Here is a 15,417-nt window from a genome sequence, read left to right as displayed (position 1 = left end):
GTTCCGCCCGAGCCCGTTCTCCACGAGGAGACCTGCCGAGCCCACCCGGAGAACGACACGACCCCGACCCCGTCTTCGCTGGATTGGCATTCGGTATAACCGAAGATATATTCGGTCTATGCGAAGCGTTGCGGCGCCCATCGTTCCCATCTTCAAAACCCGAACGCAGGCGGAGATCCTGGCCGCCGTCTATCTGCGGCCTCGGCGGAACTGGACCCTTGCCTCTCTCGCCCGAGAGTTGGACATGGCACCTTCCACCCTGCATGCCGAGGTACATCGCCTCATCGACGCACAGCTGATCACTACGGTCGAGATCGGACGCTCCCAGGTCCTGCATGCCAATCCCGACCACCCGCTGTTCCGGCCCGTGACCGAGATCCTGAACTACATGTACGGCCCTCACACGATCATCAGCGAGGAGTTCGCCGGTATCCCCGGCACCGAGCGCCTGCTCATCTTCGGCTCGTGGGCCGCCCGTCATGCTGGAAATCCAGGACCCGTCCCCCACGACATTGACGTACTCGTCGTCGGTGAGGTCGATCGGGCTGCCCTCTATGCCGCCGCCGACCGTGCTCAGGAGCGCATCGGCATGCCGGTCAATCCCGTCCTCGCCTCCACCCACCGCTGGAACGCGGAGGCCGATGCCCTCATCAGGCAGATCAAGTCAGCCCCCGTGATCGACCTGACCGCCGAAATCCACACCTGATCGGAGAAACCCGCCCCATGACACGGTGGAAGCGGACCGCGCGATAGCGGCCGCACGCGCGCTGATCGACGCCACCGGCAAGCTCCTCGACCACCTTGGCCTGTTCTGAAAGTGCCAAGATCCGAAGGCATCGGCAGTCAAACGAAGTCGGCAACGGTGACTTCCATGATCTGGGTGACTTCGCATCTTCGCGACGCAGATCCGCTGGCTAGTATCGCGACGTGACGGATGACGCCCTCCATGACCACGCCATTGACGCCTTCATCGCGGCGACCAATGCCGATGACCCGGCGCGGCGGGCCACGCTGCTGAGCCGTGCCCTTACCGGCGACGTCGTCTTCTGGGGGCCGCTGGGCCGAGGTGTCGGGCGCAAGGCGGTCGAGGACTTCATCACCGAGGTGGTGCAGGGGCACCCGTCGGGCCCCTGCCTGATGGTCCGTACCACCCGGGTGGACGCACCGGGAGAGTGGGCGCGTTTCGGGTGGCGCTACGAGGACGCCTCCGGCCGGAGCCTGCTGACCGGGATGGACGTGGTGCACGTCACCGTCGAGGGCGACATCGACGAAATAGTGATCTTCGCTGACCCTCCGGAGTGAGTTCCGGCTCGCCCGAGTGCTGGACGCGCTCCGGCAGACCGCGTTGCGCCCCGTCTCCGCAAGGTCTTCGGTATGACCGAAGATGCGTTCGGTCTGTACGAAGCGTCGTGGCAGCCATCGTTCCCCTGCGGCGAGGCTCGTGAGCAGGCTCCGGCATTGGGACGAGAGACCCCCGGCGGGGTGCTCCAACGGGGGAGGTGGAGCCGGAGCGGCACGCAGGTTCTTTCGTGGGGGACGAATCCGTGTGCCGCCACCCGCCGGGGGTGGTTCGTCGGCTCCCAGCGGGTGCCGGGAGCGGCGCGTCACCCCGGCTGAGCGGAGGTCGGCGCTCCGGGGAGGAGATCATCCGGAGACGGCGGGGCTGATCGCTCGGTGAGACCCTCGTCAGAGCGCGGCGGATTCGCGGGAAGCTCACACCAGACGGTCCGGCCGGGTTCGCGGCCGTGGGAGCGGTAGCCCCAGTTTCCGCCGGAGAGCATGCCGACGATGGCCAGCCCTCGGCCGTTCTCCATCAGAAGGCATGCCGGGGCCGCCCGGAGGCGGGGTTCCTCGGCGCCCAGGCCCGCGTCCACGACCTCGACGCGCAGCAGCCCGCCGTACGCCAGCAGCCGCAGAACCAGCGGATCGTTATTGGCGGCCCCGGCCTGCCCGGTGACCCCGTGCCGGGCGTGCTGGACGGCATTGGTCACCAGCTCGGACACGGCCAGCCGCGCGTTCTCATAGGCCGGATGACTCTCTCCCAGCCATTTACGAACCTCCTCCCGCGCGCTCGATGCGGCCTCGGGACCACTGGTCAGAAATATCTCGCTGAACGTCTCCGGTTTCATGGAATTGCCCCTTCCGACCGAATTAAGCCGACCTGCCGTCACCGGAGCCATTAACTGACATCCCGTGACAGCTATAGCTCGACAGGCACACGGTCCCAAACACCGGAGCACAGCGGAAGCCAATCCCGCGTTTACCATGGGTTCACAGTTTGCGAAGTAAGTTCGCAACACTGTGAACCCACGAAAACTTCGCATCCATTCCCTCGGCAATGAAAATGAAGGAGACTCCTAAAGAGGCAACGAGAGGAGACCGAAATGAGCATCGTCCCGGAGCCGGAGCCGGAGCCAGACTCGGATCTAGAGTTTGATACGCATTCATACGAATCCACGCGCGTTCAATTCGGCAGAGAGCTACGGAAATACCGGATTTTGTCCGGACTTACCCAGAGGCAACTCTGCATCGCGGTCCCCATCGCCATAAGCCATCTGAGCATGTTGGAGAACGGTCACAGGGCTCCCACCAGGAAACTGGCCCACCAGCTGGACGAGGCCCTCGACCTGGGCACAACGCTCGTCGACCTACTGGACCGCCTGGACCGCATCGCCACACAGGTCCCCCGCTGGTTCCGCTCCTGGCTGGAGTTCGAGCCCCTGTCGGTCTCCCAGCGCATCTGGGAACCCCTGATGGTGCCTGGCCTCCTCCAGACCGAGCAGTACGCGGAAACCATCCTCAGCCACAACCCCGGCGTTACCCCCGAGCAGGTGAAGGAGAATGTCGTGGCCCGAATGGACCGGAAGAACATTCTTCACCGACTCGACCCCCCGATGCTCTGGGCCATCCTGGACGAAGGCGTCCTGCACCGTCCCATCGCCGATCCAGAGGTGATGAGGGGCCAACTCCGCTATCTTCTGGAGATATCAAAGAGCCCATGGCTCTCTCTTCAGGTGCTCCCCCACACCGCGCGCAACGTGCTCGGCCTGCTGGGGGGCTTCACCATCGCCGACATGCCAGGAAGCGCACCTTCGGTGGCCTACATCGATTCCCAGAGCACCGAGGATCGGGTAAGCGAGCGGGCCGAAGAGGTAAAAAGGCTAGAATTCAGATACGACCTGATCCGCGCGGACGCTCTATCCCGGAGCGATTCACGCGACATGATCAAGGAGGCGATCCAGCGATGGACGACCTGACCCGGGAACTCCACACCGCCCACTGGCGCAAATCCACCCTCTCCGGCGACGACGCAAGCAACTGCGTCGAAATCGCCAACCTCTCCAACAACCACCGAGCCATCCGCGACAGCAAAAACCCCACCGGCCCCACCCTCCTCCTAACCCCCCGCCAGTGGGCCACCTTCATCACCACTATCAAGAACGGCGACCTCCTCTGACCAAAACGTTCATATGGCCTTCTATCCGGCAAACCCTCCGAGTGGATGCGTCATCTCGACACAAGCCTCCCAACATGACAAAAGAGACGACGCGGCAGATCAAATCAACATTTCAGCAGGTGAGACCATTGCGGATTATCATGCTCCCATGTCTCTCGGGTTCACTGATTCAGGAGCCTGGCTCTCTGTGCCCGCAGCAGGTAATCCTCTCTGCTCTCCCTGCCAGGGCCGCACCACCACTCACCCCCGCACCGGCAAAAGAAAGAAGGGCGCTATGACAGCAGTCACTCCCTGGGGGCTTAGCCGGATGACGGAGCCTCTTCCCGAGGAACCGTCGTTGTACGAAACGGCTGAATTAGATCCCGTAACTCAGCTCACTCACTTCTACGACGGGGCCGGCGCCATCGTGGACATGGGTAAGAAGGTCACCGTCACCAAGTCCAGAGGCGGCGGGAGCGATGGCTCAAGCGGAAGTTCCTCGGTAGCGGACGACAGCAACAACGACGGGTAGGGGCATGCGGCCCTCGCCACAGACCGTTCTGGTCGTCACATCGGCAGAGGACGTCACTGCCAACCTGGTCATCGAGGTTTTGAACGAGCGCCAGGTGCAGATCGCCCGCGTCGATCCCGGCGATATCGGCGCCGAACCGGTATTCAGCGCTTACCTCGGCGATGACCGCCGAAAGGAGTGGGCGGGCCGGCTTCGTACGCCGAGTCGTGACATCGCACTGGAGGAGGTTGGGGCGGTGTACTACCACCGCCCCGCCCCATTCTCCGCCCGATTCGCCCACCTGCCCGCCCTGGATCGGAAATTCGCTGCGGTTGAAGCTCAGCATGGGCTCGGTGGCATCCTGAACCACCTACACGGCGCGGTGTACGTCAACCACCCTGCGGCGAACAACCGCGCCGACTACAAGCCCTCCCAGCTCCAGACGGCCGCTCAGCTTGGACTGACCGTCCCGTCGACCCTGATCACCAATGACGTGGAACAGGCGCGCAAGTTTGCCGCTGAGCACGGTCCGATCATCTACAAGTCCTTCCGAGGTGCCCCACGCGCTCCGGATGGTCGCGTTGCTGCGATCTGGACGCAGCGGGTTAACCCAGAAGATCTGGACGACTCGGTTTCGGTGACTGCCCACCTGTTTCAGCAGGAGGTGAATAAGGCTGCTGATGCCAGAGTGACCGTAATCGGGAAAAGTGTGTTCGCAAGCAGAATCACCACCCCCGATGACGCTCTCGACTGGCGCAGTGGCGACTGGGAGCAACTAACCCACGATCCAATCGACGTGCCCGAACCGATCAGACGCGCCCTACGCGCCTACCTCGACCATTTTGGGCTGGTATTCGGCTGTTTCGACTTCGCGCTCGAAGCCACCGGCGGGCGAAGTTCCGAATCCTGGACCTTCATCGAATGCAACCCGAACGGGCAATGGGCCTGGCTACCTGACGCCACCGCGATGGCGCACGCCTTCGCTGACGTACTACTGGAAGGGTGGTGGCCGTGACCGCGGCCATGAAGCTCCGCCATGCATTGGCGGACACCGTGGGGTCGCCCGGCTGGCGCGAGGCACTGGAGGAGGTGCCTCGTGAGCTGTTCGTGGGAGATGCCGTCTACCTGGCTGACACGACCCGAGGTGATCTGTGGATGCCCGTCCGGCGCGCCGAGGTAGGTGAGGACGGCTGGCTGGCCCTGGTCTATACCGACGAGACGTGGGTGACCCAGGTGGACGGGGTTCTGGCCGAAGAGACGACGGGGACGGTGATGGGATCGCCCAGCTCGTCGTCCACGGCCCCGAGCCTGGTCGTGCGGATGCTGGAGGCAGCGGAGATCGGTAAGGGTGACAGAGTGCTGGAGATCGGCACGGGTACCGGCTACTCGACCGCGCTGATGTGTCAGCGCCTCGGCAGCGGTACGGTCACCTCGGTCGAGTACGACCCTGCCGTGGCCGAGCGCGCCAGGAAGGCCATCACCAAAGCCGGGCACACACCGACTCTGGTTGTGGGTGACGGCCTGCATGGCTACTACGAAAACGCCGACTACGACAGGCTGATCGGCACCTGCTCGGTACGGACCATTCCCCCGGCATGGCTGGACCAGTTACGCGCCGGAGGGACCATCACCACTCCCATGTGGGGTTGGATGGGCGGAGTCGCGTTTGCACACCTCACCCTCGCCGACGAGGGCGAGGCGAGCGGACGACTCCTGAAGGACGACCTCTACTTCATGCGCGCCCGCTCCCACCTGCCTCCACCGCGGCCACCCGTTGTGACCGGCATCGGAGATGCCAGGGAGAGCAGGATCGATCCGGCGATCCTGGATGACGAGGCAGCCCTGTTCGTCGCCCAGCTCGCCGCGCCGGCCGCCCAGCGGGCATCGGGTGAGGACATGACGATCCTGTTGGATGTCGGCACCGGGTCGCGGGCCGACACCAAGCCGAGCCCGGGTGGAGGCTGGATCGTGCACCAGCACGGCCCCCTGCGGCTGTGGGATGCGGTCGAGGACGCCATCCTGCTCTGGCAAAACGCCGGATCACCACACCAGTCGGCGTTCGGGCTCACGGTTACCAGAGACCGCCAACATGTATGGCTGGGCGAGCCTGACGGACCAAGCTGGGATCTTCCCGCTTAGTCACTGAGAACTCCCTTGGGGAGCGGTGGCGTTGTTCTTGCGATTCGACCCGGTCAGGCCGGGGCGAGGCCGACATAATCGCGGGGTGGACGGACCTTTCACCCGACGCCGACACCTGGCCACCATCTCCCCGTACATCACCCACACGGTGCGCCAGGACGGTACCTGGGTGATCAGCTGATACCGCCGGACCAGGCGCCGGTCACCCGGCTAGATCTGGACCGCGTGTGCTGTTTCCCGCCGGCCCAATCTGATGACTCGTTAGCGACGGAGGTTCAGGGTGGCCCCGTCGGCAACCCGGCCCGTTCGGACACAGGGGGCATGGTCCCGCTAGGGGCTGTGCTGCGGATCAGGACCGGGACGCCGCAGTGAGCCTCGCGACATCGGAGGCGTAGACGGTCGTCCAGTGCGGATGCAGCCGGTAGTAGACCACGTCGTTGTCCCAGTCGAAGGAGTCGTCGCCGTAGAAGTCCTTGAAGTACGCGAGCAGGTCCGGCCAGTCCGCGGCCGACTCGCCGTCCTGGGGGTTGAGGATCTCCACCGTGCCGTGCGTGAACACGCCCAGCTCCTCACCGCGCATGTGCGCGGCGCTGACGGCGGGCCGGGCGGCGAGGTGACGGGCCTTGGCGGCGCCGCGCGCCGTGCCGAAGTGCCACTTTCCGTGCAGGAAGTGCCCGTCCACACCACTGATCCGCGGCTCGCCCTTCGCCGTCACGGTGGACAGGGCGAGGGTGCACATGCCGGTGAGGACCTGGGTGAGCTGCTCTGCGGTCAGGGTGCGCTCGCTGTTGATGATCGAGCGGAGGTGCGAGTTGGAGCGGGAGAGGGAGGCGTCGAGGAGGGCCTGGAGCTCTTTGAGCTCTTCTGGCGTTTCGCGCATTGAAGTCCTTATCTATCCATAGGGCCCGGTCCACGCCCGCCATCGACGCCGACCGATGAAACCATGCTCGACCCAAAACCCGACACCTTGTGTCGTATTTCTTCACCCGTCTCGCGGACCGCGGCGGGCCGCCTAGGCGGACGCCACACCCGGCGACGGCGATGGGCGGGCCGGTTTCTTATCGGTGATCGGCGTGTGGTCCGGATCAGTGGTAGGCGCCCACGGCGGCGAAGTAGAGGGCGAGGCTGATGGCGCCCGCGCCGGTGAGGGTCGCCCAGGCGGTGCTCGCGCCGGCGGCGCGAGCGATCAGCCCGGCGGCGATCGCGATGTTGAGCGCGGTGGACAGGGCCGGCAGCAGAAACAGGATCTCGGTCAGGGGCATCTCAGGGCTCCCCGTGAGGTCGCGGTGAAGGCCCCCGTGGTGCTCGAAAGGGTCGCCGTCGACCGGGTGTGCGCCGCCATCCGGAAGCTCCTGCTCGATTCTCAGCAGAACGCCCCCCTGGTCACTGGGTGGGATCACGAATAGTTCATGCCGTGCGCCCGCAATGTCCCAGTTTGTGGGAAATGTGAATGACGTGGTCTTGTGATGATTGATAGCTGTTTTTCGATATAAGTCTTTCTCTGGAAGTTATGGCGGAACCCGCGTTTCATGGCGCTCTTTACAGGGGTATTTATAGTCGTGTATCGCAACTCCGGTGCAGCAAGCTTTAAATGCTCTGATCTATGTCATTGGAGTAATTCTAGGGAAGTCAGTGACTGTTCGTAGCACAGATCAGTACACCACACGCGTCACCCGGCCGCCCCGGGTCGCGCCCATGCTCGGGCCCGCCTTCGTCGCCGCCATCGCGTACGTGGACCCGGGGAACGTCGCCACCAACCTCACGGCCGGTGCCCCCCTCGGCTACACGCTGGTGTGGGTTGTCGTGCTGTTCCTGCTCGTCGGCTTCTGCCGGGACCGCACGCTCATGGGCCCGCTGATGAACGCCCCGCTCACCACCGCGATCGCGGCCGACGCCGGCACGGTGGTCGCACTGCCGGCCTGTTCTCTCCCGCTCACCCCGCTCGGGTGACCGAGCCATGCCTGAGGAGACCTCCCGATGCGCAAACTGGACGACCTTGGCTCGGAGCACGGGATCCCCCTCCCGATCTCGGTGTCGGGCACGCGCGTCAAGCTGCTCGCCCTCATCCTGCTGGCCGTACTGGCGTTGGTTTCCGATTCTCCGGAATGGATCACGTTGGTGCTGATCCTCACGAGTGTCGCCATACCGCCCGCCGTGGCGGTGCTGGGTGGCCCGGCAGCCGTACGCGCGCTCTTCCTGCTGCCGCCGCGGCCCTTTCCACCTGACACGATCCGGAAGGAAGATCTCATATGACCGAGAAGCCCACCCAGCAGCGCATCCCGCACCCGCAGCGGGACGGCCAGGGCGGCACCGACACCGGTCCCCGGAACATCGAGCTTGATCTCCAGAATTCGGACCTGCTCACGCCGCCGGAGACCGACCACGGCACCGTGCCCAACATGAAGTTCTCCTTCTCCATGGCGCACACCCGGGTCGAGCGGGGCGGCTGAACCCGCGAGGTCACCCAACGGGAGCTGCCGATCGCCACTCCCCTGGCGGGGGTGGACATATCGAGGCGCTGCCGAAGGACAAGCGCCCTGTCGTCGCCTGAACGGGACCCGTCGCGTCCCGGGCCGTCCCTCGAGGGCCCGGAACGCGCCTGAAATCAGGTCAGGAGCCCGGTGGCGTACATGAGGAGCATTCCGGCGAGGATGCCGGTGATGCCGAGCGGATGCAGCAGCCGTCCCCCGTGGTCCCGTACCGACGGGGCGATCTGGATGATGACCTGCGCGATCGCGCCCACGCCGAGCCCGAGCAGCAGCGCGGCGAGCGCGGGCTGGGTGGTGGCCGCGCCGAACCAGGCGCCCAGGATGGCTGGGGCGCCAGCGACCAGGCCCAGGAAGGAGAGCCGGAGCGGCGAGGTGCGCTCTTCGCTGACCGGCGCGACGATGGCGAGGCCCTCGGTAGTGTTGTGGATCGCGAAGCCCACGACGAGCGTCGCGCCCAGGGCGAGCGCGCCGACGGCGTAGGCCGAGCCGATCGCCAACCCCTCACCGAGGTTGTGCAGGCCGATTCCGACAGATATCAGCAGCGCCAGGCGGTACCCGCCGGCCTTTCCCGGCCGCCCGGCCATCCAGGTCTGTATGCCGGACAGCACCAGATACGCGGCGATAGCGCCGATCCCCACCAGCCCGGCGCCCCCGAGCGCGCCCGCGCCGGCGTTGGCGACCTCCATGCCCTCCAGCGCCGCATCGATCGCCAGCCAGGCGAGCAGTCCGATGGTCAGGGCCATGAGGCCCCGGATCCAGTACGGCGGCACCCGCCGGAGCCACGGCAACCAGAGCATGCCGATGGCGACCGGGATCACACCAACATAGATCCCAAGAACCGCCATCAACCCGACAAATCCGGATGCGTCAGGGGTCAGGACGGCTGCGGGGATCTCGTGGACGACCACGCCCCCGGTGGAGGTGAGGAGCGCCACCTCGTACGCCTCGCCCTCCACCCACGGGTAGGTGATGCGGATGTTGGCCGTGCCCAGGCGGCCGATCTCCGGTTCGCCGAGGCGGAAGTCGGTGAAGGCATCGTTCACCGCGACCTGGGCGAGGGTGACCGGATCGGGGCCCGCGTTCCGCACCACCAGTTCGATGGAGCCCGCGGCGAGTATCGTCCGCTCCACGGTGAGCTCCTCGGCCGGCGGGCCGTTGCGCGCAGTCAGACCGGGGCCGTCCAGGACGGTGAAACCCACCACGGCGACCGCGATGACGAACAGCGGAAGAAGGCCGAGCAGCCAGGTGCGCAGGCGGGTGCCGTTCCCGCTCTCCATCTCAGTCGCTCTCTTCGCAGGTGGTGGCGCAGCCAACCTCGAAGAAACCCATCCAGCCGAGTTCGGCGAACTCCGACTGGTGGGCGTGGAACATGAAGCGGCCCTGGCGCGGGAAGGTGATTTCGAGGATTCCCCGCTGGCCCTGGCACAACATCACGGTGTCGGTGTATTCGACGGGCTGCCGGGACGTGCCGGTCGGGTACCAGTCGAAGAAGTTTCCGTGGATGTGGAAGGAGTTGACCAGGTCGTACTCCAGAACGTTGACGAGGTAGATGCGCACCAGTTCGCCGGCGGTCACCCGTACCGGCTCGCTCATGTAGACGAAGGGGATGGTGTTGACCGCGTACAGCTCGTTCGTACGGTCGAAGTTGGTGTCGAAGCCGTTCATGACCATCACGAGTTCGTCGGCTTCGGGGCGTGGTTCCTTCGGGTCGATGAGGAAGACGCCGTACAGGCCTTTGGCGATGTGCTGGGCGAGCGGTGTGACGTGGCAGTGGTACAGGTGGAGGCCGAACGGCTCGGCGTCGAACTCGTACACCGTCCGCCCGCCCGGCTGGACCAGTCCCAGGCCGATTCCGGCGACTCCGTCGACCTCGGCCGCGTGCAGGCCGTGAAAATGAATCGTGTGGGCGTGGGCCGAATGGTTGACCAGGGTGATTCTCAGCCGGTCGCCCTCTTTCGCGCGGAGCGTGGGGCCGGGAATACGGCCGTTGTAGGCCCAGGCGGGGAAGAACACCCCGGGCGCCACCTCGATTTCCTTTTCCTGGGCCACCAGGGTCCATTCGCGTAATGTCCGGCCGTCGGGGAGGCGGGATGTCGTGCCCCAGTCGAAATCCCTGATAAGCGTCGTCGGGTGAAAACCGTTCTTGCCGTTGTCCACGCGGGTCCCCGACCGGAAGCCGGCGTGCGCGGCGCCTGCGGTGTGTGCCGGACCGTGCAGGAGGTGGGCGGGATCGGGGGAGGGTGTCGGCTTTCCGGTTAGACACGCGGTGACAGCGGCACCAACCGAGGGAACGAGTGCGACAATTGCGCTACGTCGAGAGATGTCTGACACACAAAACACAGTAAACGGCCAAAGCCGCTATTTCAATGCACAAATTAGGCCCCTATTTACCCCGATAGGTTATGATAAATCCGTATTATTTTCCGACGCGGTCAGCAGCGGTCGGACGAGCAGCAGCCCGACTTTCCGGAGAACTCAGCGCTCTCGCCACAGTCGGGTGAGCTGGTCCGCCGGCGCGGGCAGGTCGGGCGCGACGATGTTCGGCCGCGGTAGCGAGGCGATCGGCGGCGGGGCGTTCCCCGGCCGGGTGATCAGGCCAGCGGTGTAGCCCGCGGCCTGCGCGCCGATGGCGTCCCCGTGGAGAGGGTCGGTGCGCTGCCGGGGCACGCTATCGAGCGATCGATTTCGATGGGGCTCTGGACTGCACTGTCGGTACCGGTGCCTGGGCAGGCCGGGGTCATCTGAGCGGAGGCCGGCGCCTGAGCCGAGAGCAGGGCGGCTGTTACCGCGAGGGCTGCGAGAAGACGGGGGAGCGAGACCGCATGCGGTGGCCTTTCACGCGTGACCACCACCGAATGGTGTTACATACGCGCGTTCATGATCACCACTATCCGGATGGGCCGTTTTGTTTCGGATGTTTTCATGATAATTTATGATTTGACACTTTCAAGCTTTCAAATAATGATAAAAATGACCAGTGTTCGGCAGCCGGTCGACCATCCGTAATGGCGATTCCAGGCGCTGACCAGCGCGAATGACCGCCGCCCGCCGGGGCATAGATTCCGTTATCCCGTGACGAAATCCGACCGGAGGCAGGAGTCAACCGTTCCAGGCTTCCGCGACCTGACTTTCAGCAACCGATCGGGAATACGATTGGGGAATGGGTTGGGGCCGCCTCAACGCAAGCATCAGCCGAACCCTTCATAGCGGTGGCATGGTCAGGCCACGGCGAGGCCGACATAATCGCTGGGTGGGCGGATCCTTCACCATCAACGGCCTGACCCTGCAAACCGATGTGCGCCCCGCCGGCTGGGCGGTGGCGGCGGCCCGGAGCTTCAACGACAACGTCGTGGGATGTCTGGTCCCACCGGTCTTCGCGGCCTACGCACGGGTGTTCCATCCGGCGCGCCGGGAGAACGGCGAGCGGACCGAGGAGGTGTCCTGGGCGGAGGTGGCCGAGGCCAACGGGCGCCTGGCGCATCCGGCGATGCAGTGGCCCTCCATCACCGGCTCATGGCGGTTCGTCTCCTCCGACGACCAGCCGGGACTCTGGGACAGACTTCCAGAGGAAGGGTCCCTCCCGGTACGGCAGGCGGCACGACTGGCCCGGATCCTCGCCGCGTACACCGCGACCCCTGAGCGGTGCTGGTTCGCCGTCTGGGAGGGCTTCGGTGGTCTCGGCCTTCCCGTGGAGGATGAGGAGATCCCGAGGGTGGAGATGCCCGCCCGGCCGATGCTGCTGCTGTCGGGACCGCTGTCCGCCGCGACCGCCTCGCTCAGCGAGCCGTCGTGGCTCGACCAGCGGGCCGGCCTGTGGTGGCCGCAGGACCGCGCGTGGTGTGTCGCCACCGATGTCGACCTGATGACCACCTATGTCGGCGGCACCGACGAGTGCGTCGCGACACTGGTCGCCGACGAGGAACTGGAGGCCATGGAGGTCGGCGCCGACCACCGACTCGCCTGGGACGGCGACTCCCTCAACCCGCCTCCCACCGACCAGAGCCGGTAGGAGACGCACCACTCCTGTCACACACTCCCAGGGCGATCCATCAGACCTCTGAGCTCACCGTGACGGCTCCAACGCTTTCCCCCTGCTCCATCAACCCGACCCGGCTCAGGCGGAACAGCCTCAAATTCATCGTCCGGAGCATAAGCGTGCTTCGCACGATGACTCTGCCTGTCTTTGGCCTACACAGACCTGCGGAATTACCAAAAAAGATCACCGCAGGTAACGATTGGCTGCGGCAATGCCGGACCGCCTCGTCCTTAACCAGCCCACGTGCGATTATCGCACCATGCGAGAGGTCGGAGAGTGGGCAGACGTGGGCGATCGCGTCCGCGAATGCCGCGTTGCGGCTGACATGTCCCAGGAGCAGCTCGCATCGGCCATGAACCTGGACCGTACGATGATCGCCAAGATCGAAGCGGGTACTCGCCGGGTGGACGCCCTAGAACTGGCAAGGCTGTCGTCGGTTCTCGGCGTTCCTCTGACGCATTTCCTGCGCCGGCCTCCGGCAGTCGTATCGCGTCGTACCGAGCTCATCGACGACCCGGCAACGGACGCCGCCCGCCAGTCATACCGGCTTGAAGCAGCTCTGGCGACGTGGCTGGACGATGTCCGGCAACTCGTCGAGCTACAAGAGTTCGTTCCTTCTGCGCCCGAGAAATTCCATGGTGCCGTGGAGAACGTCGAGACCGCTCGCCAAGCGGCCAGGTGGGCCAGGCAGAAACTTGGCCTTGGAATTGATCCGATCAGTTCACTGATGAGCGTCTGCGAAGGGCTCGGCCAACTGGTGGCGGTGGTCGACACGCCGGGAGACGGAGCCTCTCTGATCGAGGGCGGAATCGCCGTGGCGGTCGTCAGCAGCCAGGGGGATCCCGGAAGACGTCGAGCGACCGCCGCTCACGAACTGGGTCACATGATCATCGGCGATGAGTACTCGGCGGATCTGGGCGTCAACACCTCTCGCGCCGAAAGAGAACTGGTGATCGACGCTTTCGCCGCGGAACTTCTTCTTCCCCTCGAATCCGTGCTGAACGGCTATTCGGGAAACGAGGGTTCCTTACGAGACCCCCTCGTAGTCCTCGCCGCCAAATACCGAACATCCTGGTCATTGGCCATCCGCCAAGCGGTCGCAGCCGGAGTCCTGGACAAGGACGCCAGGGATCTGCGACGGAAGAATCCAACGCGCGCCGAACTCATGGAGGCCGTGGGCTGGACGCCACAGCCTGATCTCCAAGCGGTGCGCGTGCCGCCGGGGTACGCTCACGCCGTGCTGCAGGCATGGAAGAAGAGCCGGATAACCACATCCCGTGCCGTGGAACTCATGCGTGGCCAGATCGTGGAGTCAGACCTCCCCACCCGCGAGGAACCGGACCTCGAACCTTGATCCCTCCCGAACCGGATCCCGCCCTGGTGTTCGACGCGATGTGCCTCAACCACTTCGCACGCGCCGAACGCCTGGACGTTCTACGTGATCTCCTCATCGGCAGAAACTGCCTGACGACCCATGTCGTACGTGAAGAGTTGCGTGCGGGGGTTACCGAACATCCCGCCCTGCTGAACGTGCTGGATTCGGACTGGCTTGGTGTCGCACGCCTGGACTCACTGCAGGAGATCAGATGTTTCGCGAAGTGGTCGCAGCGGATTGGCTCCTCAGAGCGGAACCTCGGCGAAGCCAGCGTGTTCTCGGCGGCCGAACTCTGCGGTGGAATCGCGATCACCGACGATCGGGAGGCTGTGGCGGTGGGCAGGAACTTCGGCCTGAAGGTTCACGGAACCGTGTAGCTGCTCGCAATCGCCTGCCGGGACGGCAAGCTCAGCGAGGTGGGAGCGGGCAACATCGTCGATACGCTCAAGGCAACGGGCATGCGGCTACCATGCTCAGGTGCGACGTTCGGCCCTTACGCCCGTCGTCATGGGCTCTATTGATCTTGGTGAGCAAAGCAGCACTTTCACGCCTTGACGACCGATGCGGGGGGCGGTGCTTGAGGGCGGCTCTGGCCCCTTCCGGCAGGACAATGGGCTTCCATACCTGCAGGTCCACCCCACTTCCACCGTCGGCGATATTGTTCCTGCCATGATCCAATCAGACGAGGCTGGGCCTTCTCCCGTGACAGCGGATGACCTCGACCAAGCGGTCCAGCTGGCCGTCGGCGTCCTTCGGGAGGCGCCTCCGACGGCCTGGGAGGGCAAGGCCGGCTCGCTGGAGTGGGACTGCTGGGAGACCGTCGAGCACCTCAGCGACGACCTCTTCTCGTACGCCGCCCAGCTGGGCCCCAGGACACCGCCCCTGGACGGCGTCGTGCCCTTCGCGTGGGAGCGCAGAAGACCCCAAGGCCCGGCGAACGCCATCCACGCGGACCGCGCGGCGGGGCCGGCCGGGCTGTTGCAGGTGCTGGAGGCGAGCGGCGCGCTGCTGGTCGCCATGGTGCGTACGACACCGCCGGAGGTCCGCGCCCACCACGTGCACGGGACGTCGGACCCGGAGGGCTTCGCCGCGATGGGGATCGTGGAGACCCTGGTGCACACCCACGATCTGGCCGAGGGGCTGGGGCTCGCCTGGACCCCGCCCGCCGACCTGTGCTCGCGGGTGCTCGCCCGGCTCTTCCCGGACGCCCCGGCGAGCACGGACCCCTGGCCGACTCTGCTGTGGGCCACCGGACGCGCCGAACTCCCCGGGCGCCCGCGTCTGACCACCTGGCGCTGGTACGGGGCACCCCGAGCGTAGATCTCCGAGGGCCCGCCGAGGGTGGCGGCTCCCGGCAGGGCCTTCGGCACCGACGGCGTGCGCGGCGGCGAGACCTCCCCTGCCTGCACCCCACTCGCTCTCTCATCCCTG

General features: G+C 65.5%; 20 protein-coding genes. 14 read left to right on the top strand and 6 right to left on the bottom strand.

The features are described 5' to 3' along the window. Positions 1–118: 118 nt before the first annotated feature. On the top strand, positions 119–706 hold the full coding sequence (locus ACWD3H_RS28420) for a hypothetical protein (protein ID WP_451957143.1): 588 nt from the start codon (positions 119–121) through the stop codon (positions 704–706). Between the two features lie 221 nt (positions 707–927). Beyond that, the gene (locus tag ACWD3H_RS28415) at positions 928–1,302 is read left to right on the top strand and encodes a nuclear transport factor 2 family protein (protein WP_355623772.1); all 375 of its coding nucleotides are present in this window, start codon (positions 928–930) and stop codon (positions 1,300–1,302) included. A 302-nt stretch (positions 1,303–1,604) separates the two neighbouring features. Here ACWD3H_RS28415 and ACWD3H_RS28410 read toward each other — a convergent pair whose 3' ends face one another. Further along, positions 1,605–2,129, bottom strand: a complete 525-nt coding sequence (locus tag ACWD3H_RS28410; protein WP_451957142.1) for an ATP-binding protein — start codon at positions 2,127–2,129, stop codon at positions 1,605–1,607. A 255-nt stretch (positions 2,130–2,384) separates the two neighbouring features. Here ACWD3H_RS28410 and ACWD3H_RS28405 point away from each other — a divergent pair, with 255 nt between their 5' ends. Genes ACWD3H_RS28405 through tgmC form a run of 5 tightly spaced genes read left to right on the top strand, consistent with a single transcriptional unit; the run spans position 2,385 to position 6,086 of the window. After that, positions 2,385–3,257, top strand: coding sequence for a helix-turn-helix domain-containing protein (locus ACWD3H_RS28405; protein ID WP_451957141.1), 873 nt, complete (start codon positions 2,385–2,387; stop codon positions 3,255–3,257). Beyond that, positions 3,245–3,457 carry a DUF397 domain-containing protein gene (locus ACWD3H_RS28400; RefSeq protein ID WP_451957140.1) on the top strand — a complete coding sequence of 71 codons (213 nt, stop codon included), beginning with the start codon at positions 3,245–3,247 and terminating at the stop codon, positions 3,455–3,457. Before ACWD3H_RS28405 ends, ACWD3H_RS28400 begins: the two co-directional genes overlap by 13 nt. Positions 3,458–3,470: 13 nt before the next feature. Beyond that, entirely contained in the window at positions 3,471–3,968 is a 498-nt protein-coding gene (tgmA, locus tag ACWD3H_RS28395) for a putative ATP-grasp-modified RiPP (RefSeq protein WP_451957139.1), read from the top strand. 4 nt (positions 3,969–3,972) lie between these two features. Further along, entirely contained in the window at positions 3,973–4,962 is a 990-nt protein-coding gene (gene tgmB, locus ACWD3H_RS28390; RefSeq protein WP_451957138.1) for an ATP-grasp ribosomal peptide maturase, read from the top strand. After that, positions 4,959–6,086, top strand: coding sequence for an ATP-grasp peptide maturase system methyltransferase (tgmC, locus tag ACWD3H_RS28385; RefSeq protein ID WP_451957137.1), 1,128 nt, complete (start codon positions 4,959–4,961; stop codon positions 6,084–6,086). Before tgmB ends, tgmC begins: the two co-directional genes overlap by 4 nt. Positions 6,087–6,435: 349 nt before the next feature. Here tgmC and ACWD3H_RS28380 read toward each other — a convergent pair whose 3' ends face one another. Then, entirely contained in the window at positions 6,436–6,966 is a 531-nt protein-coding gene (locus tag ACWD3H_RS28380; protein WP_451957136.1) for a pyridoxamine 5'-phosphate oxidase family protein, read from the bottom strand. A 205-nt stretch (positions 6,967–7,171) separates the two neighbouring features. Then, complete coding sequence (locus ACWD3H_RS28375; protein WP_451957135.1) at positions 7,172–7,348, bottom strand: hypothetical protein; 177 nt, start codon at positions 7,346–7,348, stop codon at positions 7,172–7,174. Between the two features lie 370 nt (positions 7,349–7,718). Here ACWD3H_RS28375 and ACWD3H_RS28370 point away from each other — a divergent pair, with 370 nt between their 5' ends. Genes ACWD3H_RS28370 through ACWD3H_RS28360 form a run of 3 tightly spaced genes read left to right on the top strand, consistent with a single transcriptional unit; the run spans position 7,719 to position 8,536 of the window. Next, positions 7,719–8,036 carry a hypothetical protein gene (locus tag ACWD3H_RS28370; protein WP_451957134.1) on the top strand — a complete coding sequence of 106 codons (318 nt, stop codon included), beginning with the start codon at positions 7,719–7,721 and terminating at the stop codon, positions 8,034–8,036. A 27-nt stretch (positions 8,037–8,063) separates the two neighbouring features. Continuing rightward, complete coding sequence (locus tag ACWD3H_RS28365; RefSeq protein ID WP_451957133.1) at positions 8,064–8,339, top strand: hypothetical protein; 276 nt, start codon at positions 8,064–8,066, stop codon at positions 8,337–8,339. After that, on the top strand, positions 8,336–8,536 hold the full coding sequence (locus tag ACWD3H_RS28360) for a hypothetical protein (protein WP_451957132.1): 201 nt from the start codon (positions 8,336–8,338) through the stop codon (positions 8,534–8,536). Before ACWD3H_RS28365 ends, ACWD3H_RS28360 begins: the two co-directional genes overlap by 4 nt. Before the next feature lie 155 nt (positions 8,537–8,691). On the opposite strand, the gene ACWD3H_RS28355 is transcribed toward ACWD3H_RS28360, so the two are convergent. From ACWD3H_RS28355 to ACWD3H_RS28345, 3 genes are all read right to left on the bottom strand, one after another. Further along, complete coding sequence (locus tag ACWD3H_RS28355) at positions 8,692–9,852, bottom strand: ZIP family metal transporter (protein ID WP_451957131.1); 1,161 nt, start codon at positions 9,850–9,852, stop codon at positions 8,692–8,694. A gap of 1 nt (position 9,853) precedes the next feature. Then, the gene (locus ACWD3H_RS28350; protein ID WP_451957130.1) at positions 9,854–10,906 is read right to left on the bottom strand and encodes a multicopper oxidase domain-containing protein; all 1,053 of its coding nucleotides are present in this window, start codon (positions 10,904–10,906) and stop codon (positions 9,854–9,856) included. A 144-nt stretch (positions 10,907–11,050) separates the two neighbouring features. After that, a complete protein-coding gene (locus ACWD3H_RS28345) occupies positions 11,051–11,242 on the bottom strand; it encodes a hypothetical protein (protein ID WP_451957129.1) in 192 nt (63 codons plus the stop codon). A 583-nt stretch (positions 11,243–11,825) separates the two neighbouring features. Here ACWD3H_RS28345 and ACWD3H_RS28340 point away from each other — a divergent pair. The 4 genes from ACWD3H_RS28340 to ACWD3H_RS28325 all read left to right on the top strand — a co-directional run bounded on the left by ACWD3H_RS28340 (position 11,826) and on the right by ACWD3H_RS28325 (position 15,306). Next, complete coding sequence (locus tag ACWD3H_RS28340; protein WP_451957128.1) at positions 11,826–12,584, top strand: hypothetical protein; 759 nt, start codon at positions 11,826–11,828, stop codon at positions 12,582–12,584. Between the two features lie 313 nt (positions 12,585–12,897). Next, entirely contained in the window at positions 12,898–13,965 is a 1,068-nt protein-coding gene (locus tag ACWD3H_RS28335) for a helix-turn-helix domain-containing protein (protein WP_451957127.1), read from the top strand. Then, entirely contained in the window at positions 13,962–14,363 is a 402-nt protein-coding gene (locus ACWD3H_RS28330; protein WP_451957126.1) for a hypothetical protein, read from the top strand. Before ACWD3H_RS28335 ends, ACWD3H_RS28330 begins: the two co-directional genes overlap by 4 nt. Positions 14,364–14,688: 325 nt before the next feature. Beyond that, positions 14,689–15,306, top strand: a complete 618-nt coding sequence (locus tag ACWD3H_RS28325; protein WP_451957125.1) for a hypothetical protein — start codon at positions 14,689–14,691, stop codon at positions 15,304–15,306. Positions 15,307–15,417 lie beyond the last annotated feature (111 nt).

This window comes from Streptosporangium sp. NPDC002607 (assembly GCF_053592655.1).
The sequence above is the reverse complement of the archived record's forward strand: the minus strand, read 5'-3'. Positions and strand labels throughout refer to the sequence as shown.

Bases quoted from the DNA above. Each gene is read 5' to 3' on its own strand.
- tgmA (WP_451957139.1), top strand. From the start codon at position 3,471: ATGGCCTTCTATCCGGCAAACCCTCCGAGTGGATGCGTCATCTCGACA.
- ACWD3H_RS28380 (WP_451957136.1), bottom strand. From the start codon at position 6,966: ATGCGCGAAACGCCAGAAGAGCTCAAAGAGCTCCAGGCCCTCCTCGAC.
- ACWD3H_RS28355 (WP_451957131.1), bottom strand. From the start codon at position 9,852: ATGGAGAGCGGGAACGGCACCCGCCTGCGCACCTGGCTGCTCGGCCTT.
- ACWD3H_RS28405 (WP_451957141.1), top strand. From the start codon at position 2,385: ATGAGCATCGTCCCGGAGCCGGAGCCGGAGCCAGACTCGGATCTAGAG.
- ACWD3H_RS28375 (WP_451957135.1), bottom strand. From the start codon at position 7,348: ATGCCCCTGACCGAGATCCTGTTTCTGCTGCCGGCCCTGTCCACCGCG.
- ACWD3H_RS28420 (WP_451957143.1), top strand. From the start codon at position 119: ATGCGAAGCGTTGCGGCGCCCATCGTTCCCATCTTCAAAACCCGAACG.
- tgmB (WP_451957138.1), top strand. From the start codon at position 3,973: ATGCGGCCCTCGCCACAGACCGTTCTGGTCGTCACATCGGCAGAGGAC.
- ACWD3H_RS28410 (WP_451957142.1), bottom strand. From the start codon at position 2,129: ATGAAACCGGAGACGTTCAGCGAGATATTTCTGACCAGTGGTCCCGAG.
- ACWD3H_RS28360 (WP_451957132.1), top strand. From the start codon at position 8,336: ATGACCGAGAAGCCCACCCAGCAGCGCATCCCGCACCCGCAGCGGGAC.
- ACWD3H_RS28365 (WP_451957133.1), top strand. From the start codon at position 8,064: ATGCGCAAACTGGACGACCTTGGCTCGGAGCACGGGATCCCCCTCCCG.
- ACWD3H_RS28400 (WP_451957140.1), top strand. From the start codon at position 3,245: ATGGACGACCTGACCCGGGAACTCCACACCGCCCACTGGCGCAAATCC.